20 protein-coding genes, 1 tRNA gene, 2 pseudogenes and 1 CRISPR repeat array are annotated in these 22620 nt (G+C 40.9%); of the genes and pseudogenes, 5 read left to right on the forward strand and 18 right to left on the reverse strand.

The features are described from left to right. On the forward strand, positions 1–183 hold a 183-nt coding region (locus HWQ23_RS04140), incomplete at its 5' end, for a hypothetical protein (protein WP_292823896.1). Here HWQ23_RS04140 and mazG read toward each other — a convergent pair. Further along, positions 162–977, reverse strand: coding sequence for a nucleoside triphosphate pyrophosphohydrolase (mazG, locus tag HWQ23_RS04145; protein WP_292823899.1), 816 nt, complete (start codon positions 975–977; stop codon positions 162–164). The genes HWQ23_RS04140 and mazG overlap by 22 nt on opposite strands. Positions 978–1025: 48 nt before the next feature. Next, positions 1026–1613: a metal-binding protein gene (locus tag HWQ23_RS04150; RefSeq protein ID WP_292823902.1), complete on the reverse strand. Its 588-nt coding sequence runs from the start codon at positions 1611–1613 to the stop codon at positions 1026–1028. A 136-nt stretch (positions 1614–1749) separates the two neighbouring features. On the opposite strand from HWQ23_RS04150, the gene HWQ23_RS04155 reads away from it, so the two are divergent. Continuing rightward, positions 1750–1822, forward strand: a tRNA-Val gene (locus HWQ23_RS04155). Positions 1823–2145: 323 nt separating this feature from the next. Beyond that, positions 2146–2759: direct repeats of the CRISPR family, unit length 37 nt; unit sequence CTTTCAACCCACCCCTAGCCGGGATGGTTGTTGAAAC. A 479-nt stretch (positions 2760–3238) separates the two neighbouring features. Here HWQ23_RS04155 and cas12k read toward each other — a convergent pair. From cas12k to HWQ23_RS04180, 5 genes are all read right to left on the reverse strand, one after another. After that, positions 3239–5320 (reverse strand): type V CRISPR-associated protein Cas12k, encoded by a 2082-nt coding sequence (gene cas12k, locus HWQ23_RS04160; protein ID WP_292823905.1) that lies wholly within the window; start codon positions 5318–5320, stop codon positions 3239–3241. 39 nt (positions 5321–5359) lie between these two features. Beyond that, entirely contained in the window at positions 5360–5542 is a 183-nt protein-coding gene (locus HWQ23_RS04165; protein ID WP_292823908.1) for a hypothetical protein, read from the reverse strand. A gap of 11 nt (positions 5543–5553) precedes the next feature. Beyond that, positions 5554–6864 carry a hypothetical protein gene (locus HWQ23_RS04170; RefSeq protein WP_292823911.1) on the reverse strand — a complete coding sequence of 437 codons (1311 nt, stop codon included), beginning with the start codon at positions 6862–6864 and terminating at the stop codon, positions 5554–5556. Between the two features lie 183 nt (positions 6865–7047). After that, positions 7048–7416: a hypothetical protein gene (locus HWQ23_RS04175; RefSeq protein ID WP_375466495.1), complete on the reverse strand. Its 369-nt coding sequence runs from the start codon at positions 7414–7416 to the stop codon at positions 7048–7050. A 93-nt stretch (positions 7417–7509) separates the two neighbouring features. Next, entirely contained in the window at positions 7510–7737 is a 228-nt protein-coding gene (locus HWQ23_RS04180; protein WP_365740519.1) for a hypothetical protein, read from the reverse strand. A 359-nt stretch (positions 7738–8096) separates the two neighbouring features. On the opposite strand from HWQ23_RS04180, the gene HWQ23_RS04185 reads away from it, so the two are divergent. Genes HWQ23_RS04185 through HWQ23_RS04195 form a run of 3 tightly spaced genes read left to right on the forward strand, consistent with a single transcriptional unit; the run spans position 8097 to position 12273 of the window. Beyond that, the gene (locus HWQ23_RS04185; protein WP_292823915.1) at positions 8097–10184 is read left to right on the forward strand and encodes a ribonuclease H-like domain-containing protein; all 2088 of its coding nucleotides are present in this window, start codon (positions 8097–8099) and stop codon (positions 10182–10184) included. Between the two features lie 2 nt (positions 10185–10186). Next, a complete protein-coding gene (locus tag HWQ23_RS04190) occupies positions 10187–11230 on the forward strand; it encodes an adenylosuccinate synthetase (RefSeq protein ID WP_292823918.1) in 1044 nt (347 codons plus the stop codon). Next, entirely contained in the window at positions 11227–12273 is a 1047-nt protein-coding gene (locus HWQ23_RS04195) for a dCTP deaminase domain-containing protein (RefSeq protein ID WP_292823921.1), read from the forward strand. Before HWQ23_RS04190 ends, HWQ23_RS04195 begins: the two co-directional genes overlap by 4 nt. Positions 12274–12535: 262 nt before the next feature. Here the strand turns inward: HWQ23_RS04195 and HWQ23_RS04200 are convergent, their stop codons facing one another. The 11 genes and pseudogenes from HWQ23_RS04200 to HWQ23_RS04250 all read right to left on the reverse strand — a co-directional run bounded on the left by HWQ23_RS04200 (position 12536) and on the right by HWQ23_RS04250 (position 22488). After that, positions 12536–12826, reverse strand: coding sequence for a hypothetical protein (locus tag HWQ23_RS04200; RefSeq protein ID WP_292823924.1), 291 nt, complete (start codon positions 12824–12826; stop codon positions 12536–12538). Between the two features lie 157 nt (positions 12827–12983). Further along, a pseudogene (locus HWQ23_RS04205) lies at positions 12984–13229 on the reverse strand (hypothetical protein); the annotation flags it as partial. Then, positions 13215–13746, reverse strand: a pseudogene (locus tag HWQ23_RS04210) (transposase domain-containing protein); the annotation flags it as partial. The pseudogenes HWQ23_RS04210 and HWQ23_RS04205, both read right to left, overlap by 15 nt. Next, positions 13718–13864, reverse strand: a complete 147-nt coding sequence (locus HWQ23_RS04215; protein WP_292823928.1) for a hypothetical protein — start codon at positions 13862–13864, stop codon at positions 13718–13720. The pseudogene HWQ23_RS04210 and the gene HWQ23_RS04215, both read right to left, overlap by 29 nt. Before the next feature lie 31 nt (positions 13865–13895). Continuing rightward, a complete protein-coding gene (locus tag HWQ23_RS04220; protein ID WP_292823931.1) occupies positions 13896–14141 on the reverse strand; it encodes a hypothetical protein in 246 nt (81 codons plus the stop codon). Between the two features lie 104 nt (positions 14142–14245). Beyond that, positions 14246–14677 carry a hypothetical protein gene (locus HWQ23_RS04225; RefSeq protein ID WP_292823933.1) on the reverse strand — a complete coding sequence of 144 codons (432 nt, stop codon included), beginning with the start codon at positions 14675–14677 and terminating at the stop codon, positions 14246–14248. A 144-nt stretch (positions 14678–14821) separates the two neighbouring features. After that, entirely contained in the window at positions 14822–17938 is a 3117-nt protein-coding gene (locus HWQ23_RS04230; protein WP_292823936.1) for a type I restriction endonuclease subunit R, read from the reverse strand. A gap of 6 nt (positions 17939–17944) precedes the next feature. After that, positions 17945–19057: a hypothetical protein gene (locus tag HWQ23_RS04235; RefSeq protein WP_292823939.1), complete on the reverse strand. Its 1113-nt coding sequence runs from the start codon at positions 19055–19057 to the stop codon at positions 17945–17947. Continuing rightward, positions 19054–20283 carry a restriction endonuclease subunit S gene (locus HWQ23_RS04240; protein WP_292823942.1) on the reverse strand — a complete coding sequence of 410 codons (1230 nt, stop codon included), beginning with the start codon at positions 20281–20283 and terminating at the stop codon, positions 19054–19056. Before HWQ23_RS04240 ends, HWQ23_RS04235 begins: the two co-directional genes overlap by 4 nt. Next, positions 20273–21838: a class I SAM-dependent DNA methyltransferase gene (locus HWQ23_RS04245; protein ID WP_292823945.1), complete on the reverse strand. Its 1566-nt coding sequence runs from the start codon at positions 21836–21838 to the stop codon at positions 20273–20275. The genes HWQ23_RS04240 and HWQ23_RS04245 overlap by 11 nt, the downstream gene beginning before the upstream one ends. 14 nt (positions 21839–21852) lie before the next feature. Then, the gene (locus HWQ23_RS04250) at positions 21853–22488 is read right to left on the reverse strand and encodes a hypothetical protein (RefSeq protein WP_292823948.1); all 636 of its coding nucleotides are present in this window, start codon (positions 22486–22488) and stop codon (positions 21853–21855) included. Positions 22489–22620: the final 132 nt, after the last annotated feature.

The following is a 22620-nucleotide window of genomic DNA, read 5'->3' on the forward strand; positions in this document are numbered from 1 at the left end:
ATCGCATTTGCTATTTCCGCGATCGCATTTGCTATTTCCGCGATCGCATTTGCTATTTCCGCGATCGCATTTGCTACTTCCGCGATCGCATTTGCTACTTCGGCGATCGCATTTGCTACTTCAGCGATCGCATTTGCTATTTTGGCGATCGCATTTGCTATTTACTGCTCTTTGGCAAGTTGAGCTTTTGCCTGTTGCCAGAGAGTTTCTAACTCATCCAAACTGTAATCAGAAAGCGGACGATCAACAACTGCCTCCATTTTTTCTAATCGCTGGACAAATCGCTGATTAGTGCCTTGCAAAGCGGTGCTAGGGTCAAGATCATGCCAACGGGCTAACTGAATAACTGCAAATAGTAAATCGCCTAATTCTGCTTGTTGTCGTTCTGGTGTTTCCTCAGCTAAAGCCTGTTGAAACTCCCCCAACTCCTCATAAAACTTATCCCAGACACCCTGAATATTTTCCCATTCAAACCCGATAGCCGCAGCCTTTTGAGAAATCTTCATCGCCGCCGTCAGTGGGGGAAGAGTGCGCCCATAACGACCGAGTTTAGCACTAAGTTTTTGTGCGTCTGGAGATGCTTCGCCTTTTTCCGCAGCTTTAATTTTTTCCCAATTTTGCCGCACCTCATCCACACTTGCAACTGACACATCACCAAACACATGGGGATGACGGCGAATCAACTTTTGGGAAATCCCCTGAGTTATTTCCTTGAGAGAAAATTCCCCAGATTCACTAGCGATTTGGGCTTGCAGCACCACTTGTAATAATAAATCTCCCAACTCTTCAGCGATCGCATTCTTATCCCCGCCCTTAATCGCGTCCACCACCTCATAAGCTTCCTCAATCACATAAGGCGTCAGCGTTTCGGCAGTTTGAGCCAAATCCCAAGGACAACCACCATCAGGCGATCGCAACTTCGCCACCACCTGAATCAATTCCTGCAACGCCACCAAAGTCTCATCTCGATTTTCCATACCTCTGCGTACCTCTGCGCTTCCCTTAGCGTCCCTTTGCGTTTAAAATCATTTCTTTACTCTCGCCCGACGACTCCCACCCCTGACTTTCCGCCTCTTAATTTTGCCACTAGGAAGCAACCCCCGAACCCCCTGCTTTTTAAACCGCTTATAAGCCGAACCCCCCCAATCGCTCAGAGAATGACTCATCGCACCGAGTTCCAACCCCAAAAACAGGGCGATATATTCAGTATCGTAATCCACGAGCGATCGCCCCACAGTTACACCCAAATCTTGCCAAGTAAAACTCAGATTCCATAACCTTTGGGCGATCGTCAAAACGAAAATTGCCGTCAGAGCAAGCAAACACCCCAGATAAATTACCCGCAAAATCGTGCCAATAATCGGCCCGTGGGATAAAAAAGAACGATGGCGGAGACTTTTTTGATAAGGTAGCCAAATCCAGCGCAAGAAACCCCAGCGTTGAAATTGCACAGAGTAGATATCCAAATCGGGGCCAAACATCAGCCCTCCAAATATAAACCCGCCTGCAACCAACAAAGTCGCATTGCTGCTGTGAGTTTGCCAGAAAGTAACGCCCGCCACGAATGGCAGAGCATACATAGTAATGCGATCGTGAGTCCGACCAGAGGGCATCCTAAATCCTGTTAGTTTTCTTCGGGGCGTTTAGCTCGTGCTGAGTAACTGAATATTGAGTCAGTATAAGAGAAAAAAAGATTTTCTTAAAACTACTAGCGCAATCTGAAATCTTTTGCTATATTAGTTAAGGATTGGGCGGTTAGCTCAGTTGGTAGAGCGCCTGCCTTACAAGCAGGACGTCATCAGTTCGAGTCTGGTACTGCCCATTAAGTAAATAAAGGTGTACATTCGCAGATTAAATGTCGGTGTTCGCAAATTAATGTCGAATTTCGCAGGTTGCTGTCGTTTGTACGCAAATAACGCTTTTGAGCCATTCTTGATGCTATTAGCAAATTAATGTCGCTCAAAAGCAAATTTTTTAGCCAATAAAATATTCATTGTTAGGCAGGCGCTCCTTTCAACCCTCCTGTCAAACTTCAAGATTATAAGTTTTAAAAACGAACAAAGCTCACTAAATTATTACTCATTTCTAATTAGGAAGCTGTGAGCTTTGTTGAATCCTAAATCAATTGTTTTTAGTAGGGGAATGCTTTCAACCCACCCCTAGCCGGGATGGTTGTTGAAACCTTTCTGCAATCGGAAATTCCCCAGGATCTGCAAGAAATTTCAACCCACCCCTAGCCGGGATGGTTGTTGAAACTTGAGCTAAAAACCATTCTTACTTGGGAGAAAATCTTTCAACCCACCCCTAGCCGGGATGGTTGTTGAAACTGTGCGATAGAGATAAACTCCGATCTACGGTTCTTTCAACCCACCCCTAGCCGGGATGGTTGTTGAAACTCACAATCGGCTAATGTACCGTCAACACGTAATTTCTTTCAACCCACCCCTAGCCGGGATGGTTGTTGAAACCCAAACTCTAGCTAACTATGACTTACTGGCTGCTTTCAACCCACCCCTAGCCGGGATGGTTGTTGAAACTTCTTACTATTGACTTAAAAATATGTGTAAATTACCTTTCAACCCACCCCTAGCCGGGATGGTTGTTGAAACCAGATAGTTTGGTTGTAGAGGCATTTTATGTTCAAGCCCTTTCAACCCACCCCTAGCCGGGATGGTTGTTGAAACGATAAAATGCCTCTAGCTCTAGATTAGTTCGTCCTTGCCTTTCAACCCACCCCTAGCCGGGATGGTTGTTGAAACTCGACCCGTCTATACCCTTATCAGTACAGGCTTCCAAACTTAAATTTGGCAGCGAAAGTACATAAATGGTTTTTCGTTCCTCTGACTAGAGCTTATCTTCATGTCTAAGAGACTGAAATTAAGGCCGGACAAAGGTTTTAATTTTTGGCGGGACTCCAGGGATTTTGCCCCCGCTTCGACACGCCAAAAAAATATTTGGAGAGTTCCCCCGACGAAGGGGGTGATTCAGTAGCCACCACTGAGGTAATCCGCACCGTTGCTAGAACGGTTAGAGCTTAATAAGCCTTACTTCTTATTGCAGGGAGCGCACCTATCCTGTCTTGCGACAGCAGCATCAGAAGCGGGCAGCTACCAGGGCCAGAAAGCAAAACGGTCTGACAACCGTCAAACTAACCCAGATTTTTCACAGCATGAACTGCGGCGCTATTATTTCTATATTATATTTTCAAGGTTCAGTATTTCAACTAAAGCACCTCAAGTTAGCGCTGTTGATAAGCAAACAAAGCTAAATCTCTGGCTTGTTCGTGTTTAGTGTCTCTAATTGGCTGTGGCCCCATTTCAATAGATATTCCAATTTTTGCAGCTTGGATTTTAATACTCTCGATTAATCGACCATAGCTCCAGCGATGGACGCTGACAAGATAATCTTTGGCATAGTTTTGTTGACCTTCCTTGTAACCTGGAATTTTTTTCTCTGCTCTGGCTTGAACTTCGCTTTGAATGATTTCTCGCATATCGCTGAGTTTGGGTAGAACAATGCTGCCAGCAGAGTAAGTTTTTGCGATCGCAACAATCGCATTTGCCAGTAATCTATCAACATATTGTCCTAACTCTGATTCACCAGATGAATTTGGCGCGTTTTGTTTCTGAGCTTTGTGGCGTTCGTGTGAAAGGCGTTGCTGTTGCTGTCTTTGGCGGTTGAGAAGATTATAGTTGTCACCGAGTAGTTGTTTAACGCTGCGATAAGTCAAAACTTTATTGTTGGCAGCATCTACCACAGCAACTGTTGCTGGTTTATCTAGACCTAAGCCTACACCAACCAGAATATTAGATTTTCCTTGATACAGAGGTTTACTGGGACGGCCAGGGAAGGGGTTGTTAAGTTTACGCCTCGTAGTTAACTCTTTTTTTAGACGAGTTACCTGGTTCTTCTTTAAACTACCTTCTTGTTCCATTTTGCTGATAGTTTTTTCAGCCTGATTGATTTTCTCAGAGCGAACTAGTTCTGTTTCCTCTTGTGTCCACAAACGTGTTTCTATAGAACATTGAAGAATTAAGCGGTGAACCGTCCACGGCTTACCTTTACCTTTTCTTTCCTGCCAAAGCAGACGTGCAGAACGGAGAATAAACAATGCAGAAGAATATGTTTCATCGTCATCATGCCAAATTTGCCAGTCTTGACAGAAACGTTGAAAATAATGAAGCTGGCGAGAATCACAACAAACATAAAATTCAGGATTCTTGATTTCTTCCTTCAAACCATTAAACTTGACAAAGATACGATCTTTTTTGCTTTGTAGGTTCAACCAATTTACATCTCTATTGGAAGAGCATACCATTGTGAAATAAACATACTTAATTAAGTTGTATGTCCTTAATTTTAAAGCTAAATTCAAAAAATATATTTGCCCTAATAGTATTATTCCTCTCTTAGTTTCATCATCAATATAATTGGTAAACCAATCCAAATCTGTATTTGTTTCATAATCAATAGGATATGGCATATAGCTATTTGCTTTTAAGAAGCTAGCTTGCCAAGACTTTGCCTCGTCTTCATTTAAAGGGACTTTTTTGGTCGCCTCTTCTAAAGTTACTAACCATTTTTCTGCTGTAATATCTCGACCTTTGGGTTTCTGACTTTTGATTTGGTTTCTTAAACGTTCAATTTCAATTTCTTTTTTACGTTTATTTTTAGCATATTGTTGAGGGTCTTCATCAACTTTACTGGCCTGACAGTTATTTTTAAGCAGATATGCAAGCGCACACTTGGATAGGCAGTCTTCCGTTTTATCGTAAGTATCAAATAACCCATTAAAAAGTGTGGTATTTGAATATATTTCTTTATTTTTTTTAGTCTTCTTGGCTTTTTTTATTTTGGATTGCTTATTTTTCTCCTGACTGAACTTGGTTAAAAACGAATCTAAAATTTCAGTAGCTTTGGCGCGAATTACATCTAAATTGCATTGACTTTCTTGCTGTAATTCTATATCGCTTTTCAACATATTTAACCAACGCTCTTTTCCTTCTATTTGGCGCTGTCGTCGCTGTTGTAAGGCAAACCAAGACTTATAAATTTCTTTGACTAGAGTAACTGCTGATGCGTAAAAACGACCTGGCTGGTCAGCAAAACGCTCTTGTATTTTGAGAGAATTGCATATTGTCTCGATAGTGTCTTTAGGTACTTGACCTTTTTCTAACCAAGTCTCGAAATCAGGATGTTGTCTTAGCTGTTCTAATAATTCATTAATAAGCGGCGTGTTTTTCTCGGCCATCAGTTTCCACAGGTGGCGAAGACTTGCTTTATCAGCAACCAGGCGGCATTGAATAGTGATAAGGCTCATGGTGTATTTAACTGTGTGGCATTGATGAAAGTTTCTTTCTTAGTCTTGGATGTCTTTAGGCACTTCACCTTTTTGTAACCAAGTCTCGAAATGAGGATGCTTGCCTAGCTGTTCCAGTAATTGGTTAATCAGTGGTATGTTTTTCTCAGCCATTAGTTCCCAGAAAAGACGGAGGCTGTTATCATCACCAAGCAGACGACATTGAATAGTGATAACACTCATATTATTTCCTACTAACTTGCAATCTGACTCAGACGAACTGCTTCATAAATTTCGGAAATACTATTCCGAATCTCAATTCTCATGGCTTTGGCTTTTGCTCGAATTCCTTCCGCATTTTCTTGTACATAAGTTAGATGAGTATTAATCTTGGTGACATAATCTAAAGATGACTGAATTCGCTGAAGCTGGGCTTCTATAACTGTATAATCCAGTTGAGAGTTAAGGAGCTGCTGAGATGCTAACTGTTGGCGAATAATCAAAAATTGGATAGCGACATTTAATAGTTCATGTGTAGTAGCTACCCATAAACCCTGTTCACATATCCCTTGCCCCCATTCACCAATTTCGTGAGCTAAACCATCACGAGTGCGACTTAGAAATATAGCAGTATTTGCTCCACGCTTTTCCATAGCTGTGCTTAATTGCTTAGAAATTTTTCCTCGACCCCATCGTTTAGATTCTCGGTTTCTCGCTTCAATAACTATTGACATTTCTGTTAATGCTATTGAGTTTGCACTCAGCTTGATGAGAATATCTCCAGGTTCTTTATCATTACCAACATGAGAAACCTCTGCGCCATAAAGCTTTGACCAATTTTGTAATTCTACAACCACAGCTTCTTCGTAAGTTGCTCCTTTAGCAATAGTTTGCTCCAAAACAGACTCTACCACCTCTTTTTCTCGAATTTGTTTAGCTAATTGATCTACTTCGCTAGCTAGTGGTTTAACTGCTTCCTCAACCACGGTTTTAACGGCTTTAACTAAAGTTCCATTTTCTGTTGTGACATTATTTAACGCCTCTAGAAATACGCCTTGTACCGAGCCAGAATACTGAGGATTTAACAAGTCCTGCAACTTCTTCATCACGCCGCCAAGAGTTGAAGTCTCTTTCGAGGTGTCAATCTCCTGTTGAAACAATATTCTCACTCCTTCTAGTTGTTCGGTGAGAACTGCTTTGGTTAAATTAATTTGGTTTTGTATTAGAGCAAATACTTGACCATCATCTGTAGTAAGTTGACTGATTAATCTTTGCTCAAGGGTTTCAGGTATAACCCCAACCGCTTTAGAAATATCAACAAGCAAAGACTCAAACTGTCGCTTCACAAATTCTGTGTCAGTAAGGGTTTGAACTCTTTGGAGGCAAAAGAATCCTACTTCAAAAGCATTTAGGCAAGCCTTTTCTTTTTCTGATTGTGGAAGAAGTTGCAGGTAGTCTACAGCTTCACGTAGGGGGATTTCCAAATCACGAATGAGAATAGAATTATCCATTACCTCGATTTTGCAAGGATTTTTGCTGATTTCAACGGTGCTGATTGAATTCATTAGACCTCTTGCCTGTTCCAATTAGTACTTCTGTATCTCAGCCTAAGATTAACCTTGTAATCAGAGCAAGCGGTTTTTGGCGCAATTGGTAGTGAGTAGCGATCGCCTCTGACACTTTAACTTGCTTTCAGAAAGGCTACTTCTAGCCAATAAAAGAGCAGGCGCAGGCATTTACATGCTTGCTTATTCTTGAGGTAAGTTAGAGGGCAAAGTAATAATTCCCTTAACAACCAGCTGTTTGAATTGATTAATCAGGTCGGCTTGCCGCAAAATTCGGGTAACGTATTTTGGTCGTCGGTGAAACTCTGTCCCCCAATCTTTAACAGTTTTTGGGCTAGTACCTGTAACCTCCGCGATCGCATTAATGCAAGCTTTGCGATAATTACGTCCTGGTTCGTGAGTAACCCAACGACGACAATACTCCATCGGTTCCAGGGGCAACTGACAGAGGGTATCAATTTGATGTTTGTTTTGGTGGGATTGCCTCCCAGTTTGCATTTTGAGCGTTCGTGAGTTAGTAAGGGTTACAGCAGCAGGGAATTGTGGAGGCATCAAGCTACTGCACGCAAAATCCATGCTTGCTGACCTCAACTTAGGAAATATCTGCCTATAGTACAAGTATTTTAGTCACGAATCACGAGTAAATTATTCTTGAGGAAAGTCAGGAGGTAAGACTATTTTTTTGATTTGGTTGAGTTTATCCGCCATTCGTAAAATATGCGCTACATAATTCGGGCGCTTCTCGAAGTTAGAACCCCAATTACCTATAGTCCTTGGACTCAGCCCAGTTGCTTCGGCAAGAGCGGCTATGCAGGCTTTTCTGTACCCCCGGTCATCGGGGGACATATCAACCCATCTTTTACAGTATTCCATCGGCTCCAAGGGCTTTTCACTGAGCGCGTCGATTCTATATTCAGCCCTTGGGCGAATGATGTCTATGACCTTACTTGATCTGAGTAACACATATAGTCACGAATCGTGACTATATTAAAGATATTATGAGCGACGATGTATGTAGAAAAGCAGTGCAATCGTTATTAATAAAACTGCTTGTTGTATGATTTGTGATCTAGGGTAGTCCTTGAGGTGTGCATCTGCAACTGCTGGACTGCTTTGGTTGCCGTAGCTATTACTCACAAGATTAACTAGCAACTTGGGTTAATAAACACTAGAGGATACAATTACTAACACGATATAAATACCAACACTACTCGAAAAGAGATGCAAATACAATGCTTTTATCAACTTTTCAACATTTAAAAGGAATTGGAGCTAAGACAGAAAATGAACTTTGGCGTTCAGGTATTGTATCTTGGGACGACTGGGAATTAAAACAAGCAACTCAGTTATCGATAGTTGATATTAATACAGATAAGAGTAGAAACAATTTTATTCAAGCTTCACGCAAAGCTCTAGAAGACGAAAATACTGATTTTTTTGCTGAAAATTTAACCAGATCAGAATACTATCGAATTGCGCTCAGTTTTCCTAAAAAAACAATGTTTTTAGACATTGAAACTACTGGTTTAAGTAGATATTATAACAATATTACACTAGTAGGATGGAGTATGGATTCAAAGTACAAAGTATATATACGAGGAGAGGATGATTCTTCTTTCAGACAAGCATTAACACAAGCAAAAGTTATTGTTACTTTTAATGGTTCGCTTTTTGACATTCCTTTTATTTGCAAAGAATTTCATAATTTGAAATTTCCTAAAACTCACATTGATCTACGTTTCTTAGCAAAACGGGTTGGACTAGCAGGAGGACAAAAAAAAATTGAAAAAATTTTAGGAGTAAAAAGACCTTCTAATTTGTTGGAAATAAAAGGTGATTCTGCTCCTTTACTCTGGTACAAATACTGTCGAGGTGATTCTGACTCCCTTAGACTGTTGATTTCTTACAATCATGCGGATATAGAAGGTATGAAATCAATATTTGATGCTGTCATGGCTCGGCTTATACAAAAACATCAAATTCCTCTAAATATTAGTGCATCCATTCATCATTTTGCGGCGAATCCAAGTCCATTACAGTGGAATGAAGGTAAATCCAAATCAAATCAAAAGGGAATATGTATACCTGCGTTTAAAGAAAAACAATGCTCAAGCATCTCACTAAAAGATATTGCCGATATAAAAGATTTATCTAATTTAAAAGTTGTTGGTATTGACCTTTCCGGTTCAGAGAAACGAGCGTCTGGATGGAGCGTATTAGAAGGAGATTATGTAATTACTAAAAGATTAAATACTGATTATGATATCATTAATGCAACGCTGGATGTTCAGCCTACTCTAGTCTCTATTGATTCACCATTGTCTTTACCTATAGGAAGAGTTAGCGTTGAGGATAGCGATCCTGGACGGCAGCTTTACGGTATTACTCGATCTTGCGAAAGAATATTAAAGAAGCGTGGGATAAATGTTTATCCATCTTTAATTAGGAGTATGCAAAATTTGACTGCTCGTGGTATTAGGCTTGCTAAATATTTTAGAGAGAAAGGGATAGCTGTGATTGAAAGTTATCCAGGCGCAGCACAAGATATCATGAATATTCCAAGAAAGAAAGCTAGTATTGAACTTCTTAAAATTGGGCTTAGTGAATTTGGTGTTAGAGGAGAGTATACTGAGCAACCAATAAGCCATGATGAACTAGATGCAATTACTTCAGCTATTGTTGGTGTTTTCTTCTGGCATGGAAAATTTGAAGCATTAGGAAATAGTGAAGAAGAATACTTAATTATTCCTGATGTTAATTCCATTCAAAGTCATTGGAAAAACAAAATAGTTATTGGATTAAGTGGCCCAATTGCTGCTGGAAAAACAACTGGGGGAGAATTTCTGAAATCACTCGGCTTTCATTACACTCGATACAGCCTCGTGTTAGCAGATATTTTGCATGAGCGCGGCATAAAACCTCGCCGTGAAACTCTACAGCAAGTAGGGGAAGAAGTTAATAAAAATCCAGGGCAACATTGGCTATGTAAAAAGCTTCTTGAAAAACTTCCCAATCAGGGTGACATTGTTATTGATGGATTGCGTTACCCAGATGATCATGCTTTTTGGGTGGAAAGGTTTGGTCCATCTTTCCTGCATATTCATATTAACTGCCCGCCAGAACTTCGTATGGCGCGATATATCTCCAGGGGAGGTAATTATGAAGAATTTGTTATTGCTGATTCTCATTTAGCTGAAGTAGATGTCGCTAAATTGGCTTCTTTAGCAGACCTTTCGGTTGTTAATATCAATAGTCTAGAATCTTTTTTGTCACTGCTTGCTCAAGCTGTAGAGTATAAGAAAAACGCAAAGAATCTTTAAAAATGCCTGTAACAGTAGTAATTGGTGGTCAGTTTGGCTCTGAGGGGAAGGGGAAGGTTGCTCATTTGCTTACGCAAGAAACAGGAGCAAGTGTAGCAGTCCGTGTTGGAGGAAGCAACTCTGGGCATACGGTGATCGATCCATCTGGTACACCGATAATTCTTCAGCAATTACCTACTGCGGCAATTCTTCCAAACGTTACCTGCGTAATAGGTGCAGGAAGTTATATAAAACCAGATATTTTACTTAGCGAAATTGCCCGCACAGGATTGCCTAGTGAGCGGCTTTTGATAGATCCTAACGCAATGATCGTTACAGAACACGAGCAAATTGAAGAACAAACAAGTTCTTTGCGTCAATCTATAGGTTCAACCTTAAGTGGAACAGGTGCGGCAGTACGCAGACGAATCGACCGCGATTTCTCGGTTTGTTTGGCTAAGAACAATGAACACCTGCGTGAATTTGTCAAACCTGTAGTGCCTTTTATGCGAAACCAGTTAGAAGCTAAACATAGAATAATTATCGAAGGTACACAAGGATTTGGTTTATCCCTACTTCATTCTGCTGAATATCCTTATGTAACCAGTCGTGATACGACAGCGGCAGCTTTTGTTTCTGAGGCAGGTCTTAGCCCATTAGATGTAGATCAGATTGTACTGGTATTGCGTGCATTTCCTATCCGTGTGAGTGGAAATTCAGGGCCATTGCCTTATGAAATTGATTGGCAAGCTGTGTCTAGTGAATCAGGAAGCTCCATGCCTATTATTGAGTATACATCAGTCACAAAATCAATTAGGCGAGTTGCACGCTTCCATCCTGATGTCGTGCGTCAAGCAATTATGGTGAATCGACCTACACATATTATCTTGAATCATTTGGACTATATAGACAAATCATGCTGTACTTTAAATGCACTATCGCCAAAAGCACTTCGCTTTGTTGAAGAAGTCGAATCATTCATTGGTTACCCTATAGATTATTTTGGATTTGAGCCATCTTCATTGTTGACACGAGAGCAAGCTGAAACTCAGATAAATTTGCTATGACTAACCCTTCTCAGAGTAACTTACAAAGCAATAATCCGTTTTCTCAGGATGATGCAGATGCCGAACGTCGGTTTCAAATATATAGGTCAAATGATGTATTTCCTAGGATCGCGCCAGCCCTATTAAATTCGGCCGATATTTATGATTACGTTGCTGCAACAGGCATGATCTATCCTTTTGATCCAGACAAGTTGAAGCCTGCGTCTTATGAAGTAAATTTACTTGGAAAATGCGTATATTGGGACGAAAAGGGTAACAAAAAGGTTAAATATATTGATCAAGGTGTAGACTTTACTCTGAAAAAAAACTCAATTGCATTTGTAACACTGGAACCTACGTTTAGAATTCCAGATTATATAGCCTTGCGATTCAACTTAAAGATAACAAATATATATAAAGGTCTATTACTGGGTACTGGCCCACTCGTTGATCCAGGCTTTGATGGCAAGCTTTCAATTCCATTACATAACCTAACAACAAATGACTATACGTTTAAGGGCGGTGATCCACTTATCTGGATGGAATTTACAAAGTTAAGCCCCAATAAACATTGGAAACCATCGAATACAAAAATTTCTCCTATAAGCCGCCAAGGAGAATACAAACCATTTCCAAAAGCTAAAAATAAAAATGATGTTGAAGGCTATCTTATTAAGGCATATCCCGGCCCTATTCGTAGCTCAATTCCCGATGTAATCCAGAATGCTCAAAGTTCTGCTGAGGAGTCCTCTAAGTCTGCTAAAGAAGCTGCCGAAAAGGCAAAATCGATTGAATTTAGAGTTACATGGGGAGGTTTGATAGCAGTTATTGTATCAATAATTGCTGTGCTAGCAGCTAATTGGTCAATTGGTCAACTTTTTTTAAATACCTACGAATACGTTTATAGTACACGAGAAAAATATGGTGACCAAACACAGAAAATTCAATCTTTAGAACAGGAGATTCAAATTCTCAATCAGAGAATAAAAGCTCTAGAAAATGCTGAAAAAGGAGCCACACAGAAATCACCAACACCGCAAGTGTTTCCAACCCCAACGCCATGACATTGTGAAATAATATAGACAGAGTTAAATCAAGCCCACACTATAATTTATATATCGAAGTGAGTGCTTAATCATATCTAGCAAGCAAGTTTTTGTGGACTAAATTCAGAATATGAGTTGTAACTCTTCACTATTAAGTATAATCATATACAATTTTCTGAAAGTTTCCCATTTCACCAAAGGGTAATTAACAGCGATCACAACATTCATGCTCCCATAAAGCAGGTATTTTAAACCTAGCATTACAATTGAGACACTTGGATCATAAACGCAAATTATGGCGATCGCATCTCCCCGTTTCCTTAAACTGCCACTTAATCTGGTGACAAGGCGTTGCCCCATAACAAGCCCCACATAACCGAATGGGTACATGCTGCATACCCACCCTAGCAGGTGGTAACATTTGCGTTAATCTTTCGGCATCAACCCCCACAACCTTAGCTAAAGCTTCCAACTGGTGGTGAGACGGTGGAGGATTAAACCGAAACTTTTCCCAGCGCTCGCTCTTTAGTTGATATTGTATAAAAGGGCCGATGGCATTTATTGAACCCATTTGGGATCTATTCTTCCGTCTATAAGTCTTGTGTAAAGCTAGATTTCATACTTTTGCAGCAATTACTCTATGATTTCCCGCCCTATGGTTACTAGGTTGTTTAAAACAGCCTTCTGGCAACCCTCCTATGTCTAGAAAAGATATCAAATGGGTTCTATTAGCGAGATTTTTGACGTTTCGCTATAATTGCAAATGGTAAAAAACAATGCGGACATTCTCCTTGTACCCAATCTGCTGGAATCGGGAAGGGTGTCTCGCAGTTAGTGCATTTTGTGAGTAAGCGTAATTAATGGCGATCGCACTTCATTTTCTGCTTATACTGCCACTCAATTCGATGACAAGGTTGTTCTGCGTAGCAAGCAGCACATAATTTAATTGGTCGGGGCTTCATCGTGATACCCCTAACTCGTTCTCCAATCTTATATGGGCACATTAAGGCATCAAAAATTAAATGTGTTCCTGCCTCTACCAAAATAACTAATCTAAATGAGTGGAAATGCCGCTTGTGTACCAGGACGACTACCGGGACGACCAAAAACCCTTGCATTTTCATCACTATCTGGGATATCTAAGCAAGTTCCATCAATCACTACAATTCTTAGTCCGTTTAGAAAACTTCCAATTGTTTCGCTGTTTGGCATTGGTCGCACCAACTGATGAAACAATTGCATCATTACCCCCGCACCTAGTCTCTGTCTGGCTTGGGTGATAGCTGATTTACATGGGATACGCCAATATTAACCAACTTTTACCCATGCTTCTGAAACACCATCGATGAGATTTTTTAGTACATCCCGCATTAAATCTCTCGACCACAGGCTCATTGCTATTATTAGACAAATGACCAGATGTGCTGGTAGCGAAGGATGGCGTTCCTCTTCTACTTTAGTTTTAGCGTAGGCGTAACCCGCCGTAGGCATCGCTTGTTCGATTGAAGTTGCTGAGATCGCTACCTCTATCGCTTTGAATATCTCCGTACTTTGTATCTTGGGAGACAGTAATGAGAATTCTTTGAGATGCACCGTACTTGATTTCCATTTTTGGAAACAATGCCTATTTTACAGCTATTCTAATGTTCTACCTGTGTTCGGGCAATACGTGGCTCACGGCTTTGTCGTTTTGCCTCAACTACAGCTATTACTTCACCATTAGGCTGATACAAGCAATAGTCAGTGATACCGTTCCAAGGTTCGGCATCATAGCCATCCACTGGAATCTCGAACCCTACCTGATTTGGGTCTTTCAGGTTCCATCCTGCTAGTTTTAAAGCTGGGTCTATTAATTCGGTTCTGGTGAAGGCTTCGCTTGAGGACATTAAAGTATATTTTAGAACTTTACTTATATTAGTGTTCCCAAGTGCGATCGCCAAATAGAGCTACCTAGAAAACTAGAAGCTTTAGTATTTATCCTGCTGTATATTTATTCCGGCGTCTTTATTTTTATAGATTTATCTTTCAAACCTTCTTCAACCATCTTTTTGGTGTCTAGTGACCAGTTTTTACCAGACTGTCCTCCCATGAGAGACCAACGAATCCAACCTACAGAAGGTTCTTCAGGATTGTACCACCCCGGCTCGTCCATGTCTGGTTTGAATTTCTCAAAAAACTCCACCATTGTATTGATATCTTCAAGGGTCAGAGGTTTTTCGTGTGCGATCGCTTCAGCTAAGGTCAAATTTTTCCCCCCACCGAACTTTTTATGTAATGCAAGTCCGCGTAGTGCTGGCATACTTGCTCCTCTTGGTGGGATGAGTTCAATTTCTTTGACTTCACTTTCTTGGACTTCACTTTCGCTGCATAACAGAGATAAATGGAGCATTTCAAGTTGAAATTGAAAAAGTAATGTATTCATTTTTATTTATCGTAATTTTGGAGGGTTAAAGGAAGTGTTAAATTTCTAATCTCCAAACTACCAAATCTTAGAAAGCATTGTTTTGTACAAACTGTTTGTAGGGGATACCACTCTTTACACTGAGTGCGATCGCACTTTCTCCCCTCACGCAGCCCAATCCTTACAAAGTAACTCTGCCTGTTGCAGGACTGTCACCATCGCTTTCTCTTGCTTTTCGGGTGGATAGCCGTATTTCCGCAGTAGGCGCTTGACTAAGCGGCGCAGGTTGGCTTTGACGCTTTCTTTTTGTGTCCAGTCGATGGTAACGTTGCGGCGAACTGTCTCTACAAGGTCACGAGCGATCGCTTTGAGGGTATCATCGCCTAATGCTTGGACTGAGGTATCAGTTAAATCCAGGGCATCGTAAAATGCTAGTTCATCTTCAGATAATCCCAGGCTTTCGCCTCGCTTTGTCGCTTCCCGGATTTCTTTTGCTAATTTGATTAATTCGCTCATCACCTGGCCAGTTTCGATGGTGCGGTTCTGGTATCTTTTGATTGTCTGTTCTAGCATTTCGGCAAAAGAACAGGACTGTACTAAATTACGATGCGATCGCGTTTTGATTTCGTCGTTGATTAATTTCCGCAGCAATTCTAAAGCTAGGTGACGCTGGGGTAGTTGGCCGACATCTGCTAAAAATTTATCGGAGAGGATGGAAATCTCAGGATTTTTCACCCCAGCAGCAGCAAAAATATCTACCACCTCATTACTTACAACGGCGTTAGAGACAATTTGGCGAATTGCTGTATCTACATCTTCGGGGCTTTTACCCCCAGTTGTAGTGTGTTTGACAAAAGCAGCGCGAATAGCTTGGAATAAACCGACTTCATCCCGAATTGCGATCGCATCATCACTGGAACTGCACAAAGCAAAGGCTTTGGCTAATTCGTTCACTGCTTGGATAAACTGCTGTTGTCCATTTTCCAGCCCCAGGATATGATCCATTGCGGCGGGGATGGTGGAGACACGTTGAGATGGAGTACCTGTAAAGAACGGCGAATAGTCGAAACCGTCTAACAGTGCTGTGACGTTTTCGTACTTTGCTAGCATGAGAGCGATCGCTTGTTCTTGAGGAATGCCTGTTTGACCTTGACTGTCAGCAGTGTAATCTCTCAGAGCTGCTCTGAGTTGGTCAGCTATGCCCAAGTAGTCCACAACTAAACCGCCTGGTTTGTCTTTGAAGACGCGGTTAACTCTGGCTATGGCTTGCATTAAACCATGACCTTGCATTGGTTTATCAATGTAGATAGTGTGCAAACATGGAGCATCAAATCCTGTTAGCCACATATCCCGCACAATTACCAATTTCATCGGGTCATGTTCATTTTTAAACCGCTTTACTAGTGCTTTATGCCTGGATTTATTACGGATGTGGGGTTGAAATTCTAGAGGATCTGCGGCTGAACCAGTCATCACAACTTTCAGCGTTCCTTTATCGTCGTCAAGATGATGCCAATCAGGGCAAATTTCGATAATTGCATTGTACAAATCTACACAAATTTGACGACTCATACAGACTATCATTGCCTTACCGTCGATAATTTCTTGGCGAAGTTTGAAATGTTCTACAATGTCTTGGGCAACTAGGGCAATACGTTTTTCTGCACCTACCAAAGCTGCTAATCTTGTCCATTTGGTTTTTAACTGTTCTCTGGTTAACTGTTCCTCACCTTCCGTAACTTCTTCAAATTCTGGATCAATGTGAGGACGTTCTGATTCTTCGAGTTCCAGTCTCGCCATGCGTCCTTCATAGTAAATGCGGACTGTGGCTTCATCTTCAACTGCTCTTTGGATATCGTAAATATCAATATTTTTACCAAATATTGCACGTGTATTAATATCAGTTGATTCTATAGGAGTTCCTGTAAAGCCAATAAATGAGGCGTTAGGTAAAGCATCTCTTAAATGTTTCGCAAAACCATAAGCAATATAGCTGTCGCTTTCATCTTGAGTTGTGACTACACGCGCTTCTAAACCATATTGGCTACGGTGTGCTTCATCTGCAATCACAACGATGTTGCGGCGGGGAGAAAGTTCGGGGTATTGTTGCCTTGGTTCTGGTGCGAATTTCTGAATGGTGGTAAAGACAACGCCACCAGACGAAACTTGTAGAAGTTCTGTTAAATTTTCCCTATCTTGGGCTTGGACTGGGTTCTGGCGCAGCAAGTCAGAACAGTAAGCAAAGGTGTTAAATAATTGGTCGTCTAAATCGTTGCGGTCTGTCAGAATAACCAGAGTTGGGTTTGCCATTTCTGGATTCTGGATGATTTTTCCGGCGTAGAATGCCATTGTTAAACTCTTACCGCTACCTTGAGTGTGCCAAACAACACCTACACGTTTATCACCTTCGGGTGATGTGGCTATCACAGTACGTTCAATAGCTTTATTTACTGCATGGAATTGGTGGTAGGCTGCCATTTTTTTGGTAATGTCGCTACCGTCTACTTCAAAAACAATGAAGTATTTTAGTAAATCGAGAAAGCGGTGTTTTTCAAAGATACCTTTAATTAAAACTTCCAATTCGGAGGTTTTTTTAGAAGCAATATCTTTTCCATCAATTGTGCGCCAAGGCATGAACCTTTCCCAGTCGGCGGTAAGGGTTCCGACTCTGGCTTCTGTACCGTCGGAAACTACTAATATTTCGTTATAGGGAAATAAGCTAGGGATATCTTGTTTATAGGTTTGGAGTTGGTTAAATGCGCCTTTAATTGTAGCGTTTTCAGTGGCTGGATTTTTGAGTTCAATTAAGCCTAGAGGTAAGCCGTTGATGAAGACTACAACATCAGGACGGCGTTCTTTTTTATTTTCAATAACAGTAAATTGATTAACTACTAGCCAGTCATTATTTTCTGGGTTGGTAAAGTCGATTAATTTAACTTGGTCGTAGACAATTCTTTCTGATGTCTGGTATTCGACATCTACCCCACCTGTGAGTAATTTATGAAAGCGGCGATTATTTTCAAATAGGCTGGGGGTTTCGCTGCGGGTGAGTTTGCGAATAGCTTCTTCTATAGCTTCTTCTATTGCATCGGCAGGGATTTGAGAGTTAATGGTAGCTAGGGAAGAACGCAGGCGGTTAATAAGGACGACATCGGCGTAGTCTTGGCGTTCGGCGTTGGGTTCTTCGGGGGCTATTTCTGAGGCGTTGATACTAGAGTAGTTAAGTTGTTCAAACCATTCTATTGTGGCTTCTTCGACAATTGATTCTGTAATTTTTTTCATGCCGATTTACCTCCGTGATAGGTCTGGTAGCAAAGATCGTATCTCGTCTACCACACTGCTAAAATTCGCCGCATCAAAATCTATTTCTAACGCATCTCCAATGACTTCATAAATAAATTTTTGTTCAGGATGTTCACCTTTTTTCTTTTTGTAACAGCATAATCTAGTTTGATGACCTGAATGATTTAATTTAAAATGAAAGAATGGTGAAATACTAAAAATATGATTATCAATATTAATTAAGATATTATCTTGATCAAGGTAATCAAATGCTTTTGTTACTTGTTCACTTGTTAACAAGAAAGTCTCATAGGTTCTATTCATTGAGTGTCCATTAAAAACCTCGCATCTAATATGAGATGCTTTTCCTTCATTTTTGTTAAATCTAAGCAACTTTAAGGTATTTAAATTTTTACAGTCTTGGAGAACTGATAAAACATCTCCTTGATTTGCAAGAATAAATTTTCTTGCTTGCTCCTCAGACATAGCTCCTGAATGTGAAAATCCATTCCTAACTCTGTTTAATTCTCTCAGTTTCTCAATCAAATCAAGTGAAGTAACTTTAAGAGAAGACAATTGAATTCCTTGGTCTAAAGCAAGTTGGAGAAGTTTTGCAACAATTGAAAGCTTTGCATCTAAGCTATCTGATAGAACTTCCTGCATCTTGATTTTTGTACTAGCATCAATTGATAGCTTTGAACAACGGAATTCACCAACAACAATGGCATAAATTAAAAATATTATCGACTCCCAAGTATCACGGAGAAAATCTCGACGTTGATTTTCATTGTCATAACCACGCTCAAATCTGTAGAAGTTATAAGCTATGGGTGTTGGGAATTCATCAAATACTGTTTCTTTAAAATTTTCTATTTCTTGCGCTCTAAATTCCTGTAGAGCTATACGGTAAGTTTCATTTTCTAAATCGTATAATATTTTACTTGATTGAAACTGGGAACCAGAAATAATTATTAACCCATATTCATCATCAAGGTATTGGTTAAAATCATTATTTACTTCATATGATAACTCAGGATTGTTATCATTAACCTCCATTGGAAACTTGACAATTTCTCCTGGAGATGAAGTTATGTTATTCTGAGTATTTTCTAAACTCATCCTACTTCTCCCAAGACACTATCAATTTCACCAAATCGTATTTTGCCTGATAGAAGCTTGGGTAAAAATTCATCACGGATTGCAGACAGAGTTATTGATTGCTCATCATTGGCGTTGATTTTACTATTAAGGCTATCAAGAGTTCTCGATATTTCTATCTGCTCATTAAACGGTGGAACAACTAAATTTACTTTTCTTAGTTCACTCTGGCGTATGCCAAGAACTGTTGTACCAGTTGCTCTGGCGTGGAGTTGTTCTTGCACAAATGATGACAGCATTAAAAATCTTAAATAAGTATTATCTATCACTCCTGGCTTACCCCGAAGTGTTATCAAACGTTGAGCAAGAGCAACTTTTCGTCCATCCAATTGAGCAATTTCTCCTAGCGGAGCTTCAGTAGTCATAACAACATCGCCACATTTTGGAAATCCTCGCCGCATCCAAGAATCATAATCTTCAATTGCAATATACTCTTCTGGTTCACTAATCCGACCGTTTTTTACAATTTTGGCTGTAATTAAAGGTATCCCTGAAGTCGTTTTTTTAGGGGTTTTACCTCGGTAATCAATAATTTCTGCCATACATTGCTCTAATGGCAGCATTTGCCAAGTCTCAGGAAAGTTATTTTCTTGAAACCAGGAATTAAAAATAGTCCACGCTATGGTTTCCAGCGTTCGGTTCATCTCTCGGTTCAGTTCGATTTTGTCGTCGAGTGTGCCGAGTATGTGAGCGATCGCTTTTTGTTCAGCTAGCGGGGGACAGAGAAATTGAAACTCTTTTATCTGGCTACCACTAATATGAGGAACAGCAGTACCAGTTTGCACACTTAAGACGTAGTTAGTAAATTCTTGGCTAGCGATGATATAACGCAAAAACCTTTGGTCTAATTTATCTTTAGCCCTAAGTCGAGCTACTCGTTGAACAAGCAAACAAGGTAAATCGTGTTTTGAAACGCAAGCATACTTCAAGCCTGCCTCAATCCACGGACGATCCATTGCCAACACCACATCTCCCAAATTCAGAAAATAATTAGAAATATTTTCTGTATCCGTTATAGACCATCGCTTTGCGCCATCCCACCTGAGCGTTCCTTGAGCGATATTGTCTCCTCGTAACAAAGAAATGCTGTTTTCTTCATCTGTGTATTTTTCACTTTTGAACGGGAATCCAGTTAAAACTTCAACCTCTTGACCAACAGTTGTAGATAGCCAAGCTTTATCTGCCATACCCCAGTCCCTCTAAATTATCCCTAATTACAGCCTCCAACCTTGCCGATTCTTCAAACTGATTTTCCAACTTCTTAGTTAAATGCAACATCTTCTCTTCATACGTCTCATCATCATCCTCAACGTTGAATTCAGCCCCCACATATCGCCCTGGGGTGAGAACATAACCATGTGAAACAATCTCATCTAACTTGGCACTCTTACAAAAACCAGTGATATCCTCATACTCCCCGGCTTTCTTCTCGCCCCGCCAAGCATAGTAAGTTTGAGCAATCCGCTTGATCTCCTCATGCGTCAGTTCCCGGTGTACTCGGTCAATTAATACCCCCATCTTTCGCGCATCTATAAATAATGTTTCCCTAGTTCGGTTACGAAATTTACCATTTTTCTTATTCTGTGCAAAAAACCACAGACAAGCGGGAATCTGGGTGTTGTAAAATAACTGCCCTGGCAATGCCACCATACAATCGACTAAATCAGCATCAATGATGGCTTGGCGAATATCACCCTCTCCCGACTGGTTAGAACTCATTGAACCATTCGCCAACACAAAACCAGCAATACCATTGGGTGCTAAATGGTGAATCATCTGCTGTACCCAACCATAGTTAGCATTACTTACTGGTGGAGTGCCATATTTCCAACGGGTATCTTCTCGCAACTTCTCCCCGCCCCAATCACTCATGTTAAACGGGGGATTTGCCAGGATAAAATCAGCCTTAAGGTCTTTGTGCAAGTCATTGTGGAAAGTATCAGCATTGTGTAGACCAATATTCCCGTCAATGCCACGAATAGCCAAATTCATCTTGCACAGCTTCCAAGTTGTTGGGTTGGACTCTTGCCCATAGATTGAAATATCGCCAATCTTTCCCCCATGCGCTTCGGTAAATTTCTCCGATTGCACGAACATTCCCCCAGAACCGCAACAGGGGTCATAAATTCGCCCCTTGTAGGGTTCAATCATTTCTACTAACAACTGCACCACAGAACGCGGTGTATAAAACTGTCCGCCTCTCTTACCTTCGGCAGTGGCGAACTGTCCCAGAAAATACTCGTAAACTCGCCCCAAAATATCCTTAGAACGGCTTGCTTCATCTCCTAAGCCAATTTTGCTAATCAGGTCAATGATTTCTCCCAGCAGTTGTTTATCTAGGGCTGGCTTATTGTAATCCTTGGGTAATACGCCTTTGAGCGATGGGTTCTCCTTCTCAATAGCATCCATCGCCTCATCTAGCAGTTTGCCAATGGTGGGTTGTTTGGCGTTAGCTTGTAAATATGACCACCGCGCTTCTTTGGGAACCCAGAAAACATTTTCTGCTGTGTACTCGTCGTGGTCTTCCGGGTCAACGTGAGCTTGCTGTGAGTAAATGTTGTAAAGCTCACTGAAAGCATCGGAAATATACTTAAGAAAAATCAACCCTAAGACAACGTGCTTATACTCCGCTGCGTCCATGTGACCTCGCTGCTTATCCGCAGCTAACCACAGAGCTTGTTCAAAGCCTAAAGTCGCCCCATTGCCGTTATTCTGTTCGGTTTTTTTCTGACCACGAGCCACTAAGTACTACTCCCTTAAGTAAAGTCTCTTCTGATGCGAACGATTGCCTGGTTTAAACCTTCACTGTGAATCCAACCGACAAACCCGCCGTAAATCATTTTGTCACTGCGATCGCCTAAAAAAACATGGTCAACACCAACGGAGTTTTTCCAAGTTCTCACTACTGTCCCGTCCCTGAGCCTGATGATCGGATTAGAACTTTTAAAATCTCTGTGGTGTGCAGGAGTTATGCCAGCGACATTCTCTAAAATAGCGATCACTTCTCTTGCATCATCTGTTGTACTAGAGTTAACCACCGTTGCACAACCGCATCCGTCAGTTACAGTCGTCTTGAGTCTATCTCTGATGTCGCCGTCAAACAGTGACAACGAATTAATCTCTTCTAGCAGCTTGCCATGTGGCTCATCCTGTCGGCGTTGGCAATAAACTGCTGTGAGAAAATCTTCTAGGCTGACTTTTGCCAAAGCATCTGTAATTAATCCTGTTAGCCCCAAAACTGCAATTCCACCCAGCATCCCCGCAGGACCACCCAGAAAAGCTAAAGCTGCGGTAATGGCAGCAGCACCTGTAAACCCTGTAGCTGCCATTGTGATTACCAAAATCACACCAGGTAAACCCAAAGCAGCTATTTTCTTGACGACTTCATCCATACCCTAGCCACCCCAAGTCCAAATTTACTCTGAAGGCTTTTGTAACATTTACGCCACATAAACTGCCTTTAATGGCAGAAATCCTTGACAGCAGGATTTGAAGCAAACAAAAAATTACTTAGAATTCTAGCT

This window comes from Nostoc sp. JL33 (assembly GCF_017114985.1).
Taxonomy (GTDB): Bacteria; Cyanobacteriota; Cyanobacteriia; order Cyanobacteriales; family Nostocaceae; genus Nostoc.

Bases quoted from the DNA above. Each gene is read 5' to 3' on its own strand.
- HWQ23_RS04230 (WP_292823936.1), bottom strand. From the start codon at position 17,938: ATGAAAAAAATTACAGAATCAATTGTCGAAGAAGCCACAATAGAATGG.
- HWQ23_RS04215 (WP_292823928.1), bottom strand. From the start codon at position 13,864: ATGGAAATCAAGTACGGTGCATCTCAAAGAATTCTCATTACTGTCTCC.
- HWQ23_RS04200 (WP_292823924.1), bottom strand. From the start codon at position 12,826: ATGGGTTCAATAAATGCCATCGGCCCTTTTATACAATATCAACTAAAG.
- HWQ23_RS04175 (WP_375466495.1), bottom strand. From the start codon at position 7,416: ATGCCTCCACAATTCCCTGCTGCTGTAACCCTTACTAACTCACGAACG.
- HWQ23_RS04225 (WP_292823933.1), bottom strand. From the start codon at position 14,677: ATGAATACATTACTTTTTCAATTTCAACTTGAAATGCTCCATTTATCT.
- HWQ23_RS04165 (WP_292823908.1), bottom strand. From the start codon at position 5,542: ATGAGTGTTATCACTATTCAATGTCGTCTGCTTGGTGATGATAACAGC.
- HWQ23_RS04240 (WP_292823942.1), bottom strand. From the start codon at position 20,283: ATGGCAGATAAAGCTTGGCTATCTACAACTGTTGGTCAAGAGGTTGAA.
- HWQ23_RS04195 (WP_292823921.1), top strand. From the start codon at position 11,227: ATGACTAACCCTTCTCAGAGTAACTTACAAAGCAATAATCCGTTTTCT.
- cas12k (WP_292823905.1), bottom strand. From the start codon at position 5,320: ATGAGCCTTATCACTATTCAATGCCGCCTGGTTGCTGATAAAGCAAGT.
- HWQ23_RS04170 (WP_292823911.1), bottom strand. From the start codon at position 6,864: ATGAATTCAATCAGCACCGTTGAAATCAGCAAAAATCCTTGCAAAATC.
- HWQ23_RS04180 (WP_365740519.1), bottom strand. From the start codon at position 7,737: ATGGAATACTGTAAAAGATGGGTTGATATGTCCCCCGATGACCGGGGG.
- HWQ23_RS04250 (WP_292823948.1), bottom strand. From the start codon at position 22,488: ATGGATGAAGTCGTCAAGAAAATAGCTGCTTTGGGTTTACCTGGTGTG.
- HWQ23_RS04185 (WP_292823915.1), top strand. From the start codon at position 8,097: ATGCTTTTATCAACTTTTCAACATTTAAAAGGAATTGGAGCTAAGACA.
- HWQ23_RS04235 (WP_292823939.1), bottom strand. From the start codon at position 19,057: ATGAGTTTAGAAAATACTCAGAATAACATAACTTCATCTCCAGGAGAA.
- HWQ23_RS04220 (WP_292823931.1), bottom strand. From the start codon at position 14,141: ATGTCCTCAAGCGAAGCCTTCACCAGAACCGAATTAATAGACCCAGCT.
- HWQ23_RS04150 (WP_292823902.1), bottom strand. From the start codon at position 1,613: ATGCCCTCTGGTCGGACTCACGATCGCATTACTATGTATGCTCTGCCA.
- HWQ23_RS04190 (WP_292823918.1), top strand. From the start codon at position 10,187: ATGCCTGTAACAGTAGTAATTGGTGGTCAGTTTGGCTCTGAGGGGAAG.
- mazG (WP_292823899.1), bottom strand. From the start codon at position 977: ATGGAAAATCGAGATGAGACTTTGGTGGCGTTGCAGGAATTGATTCAG.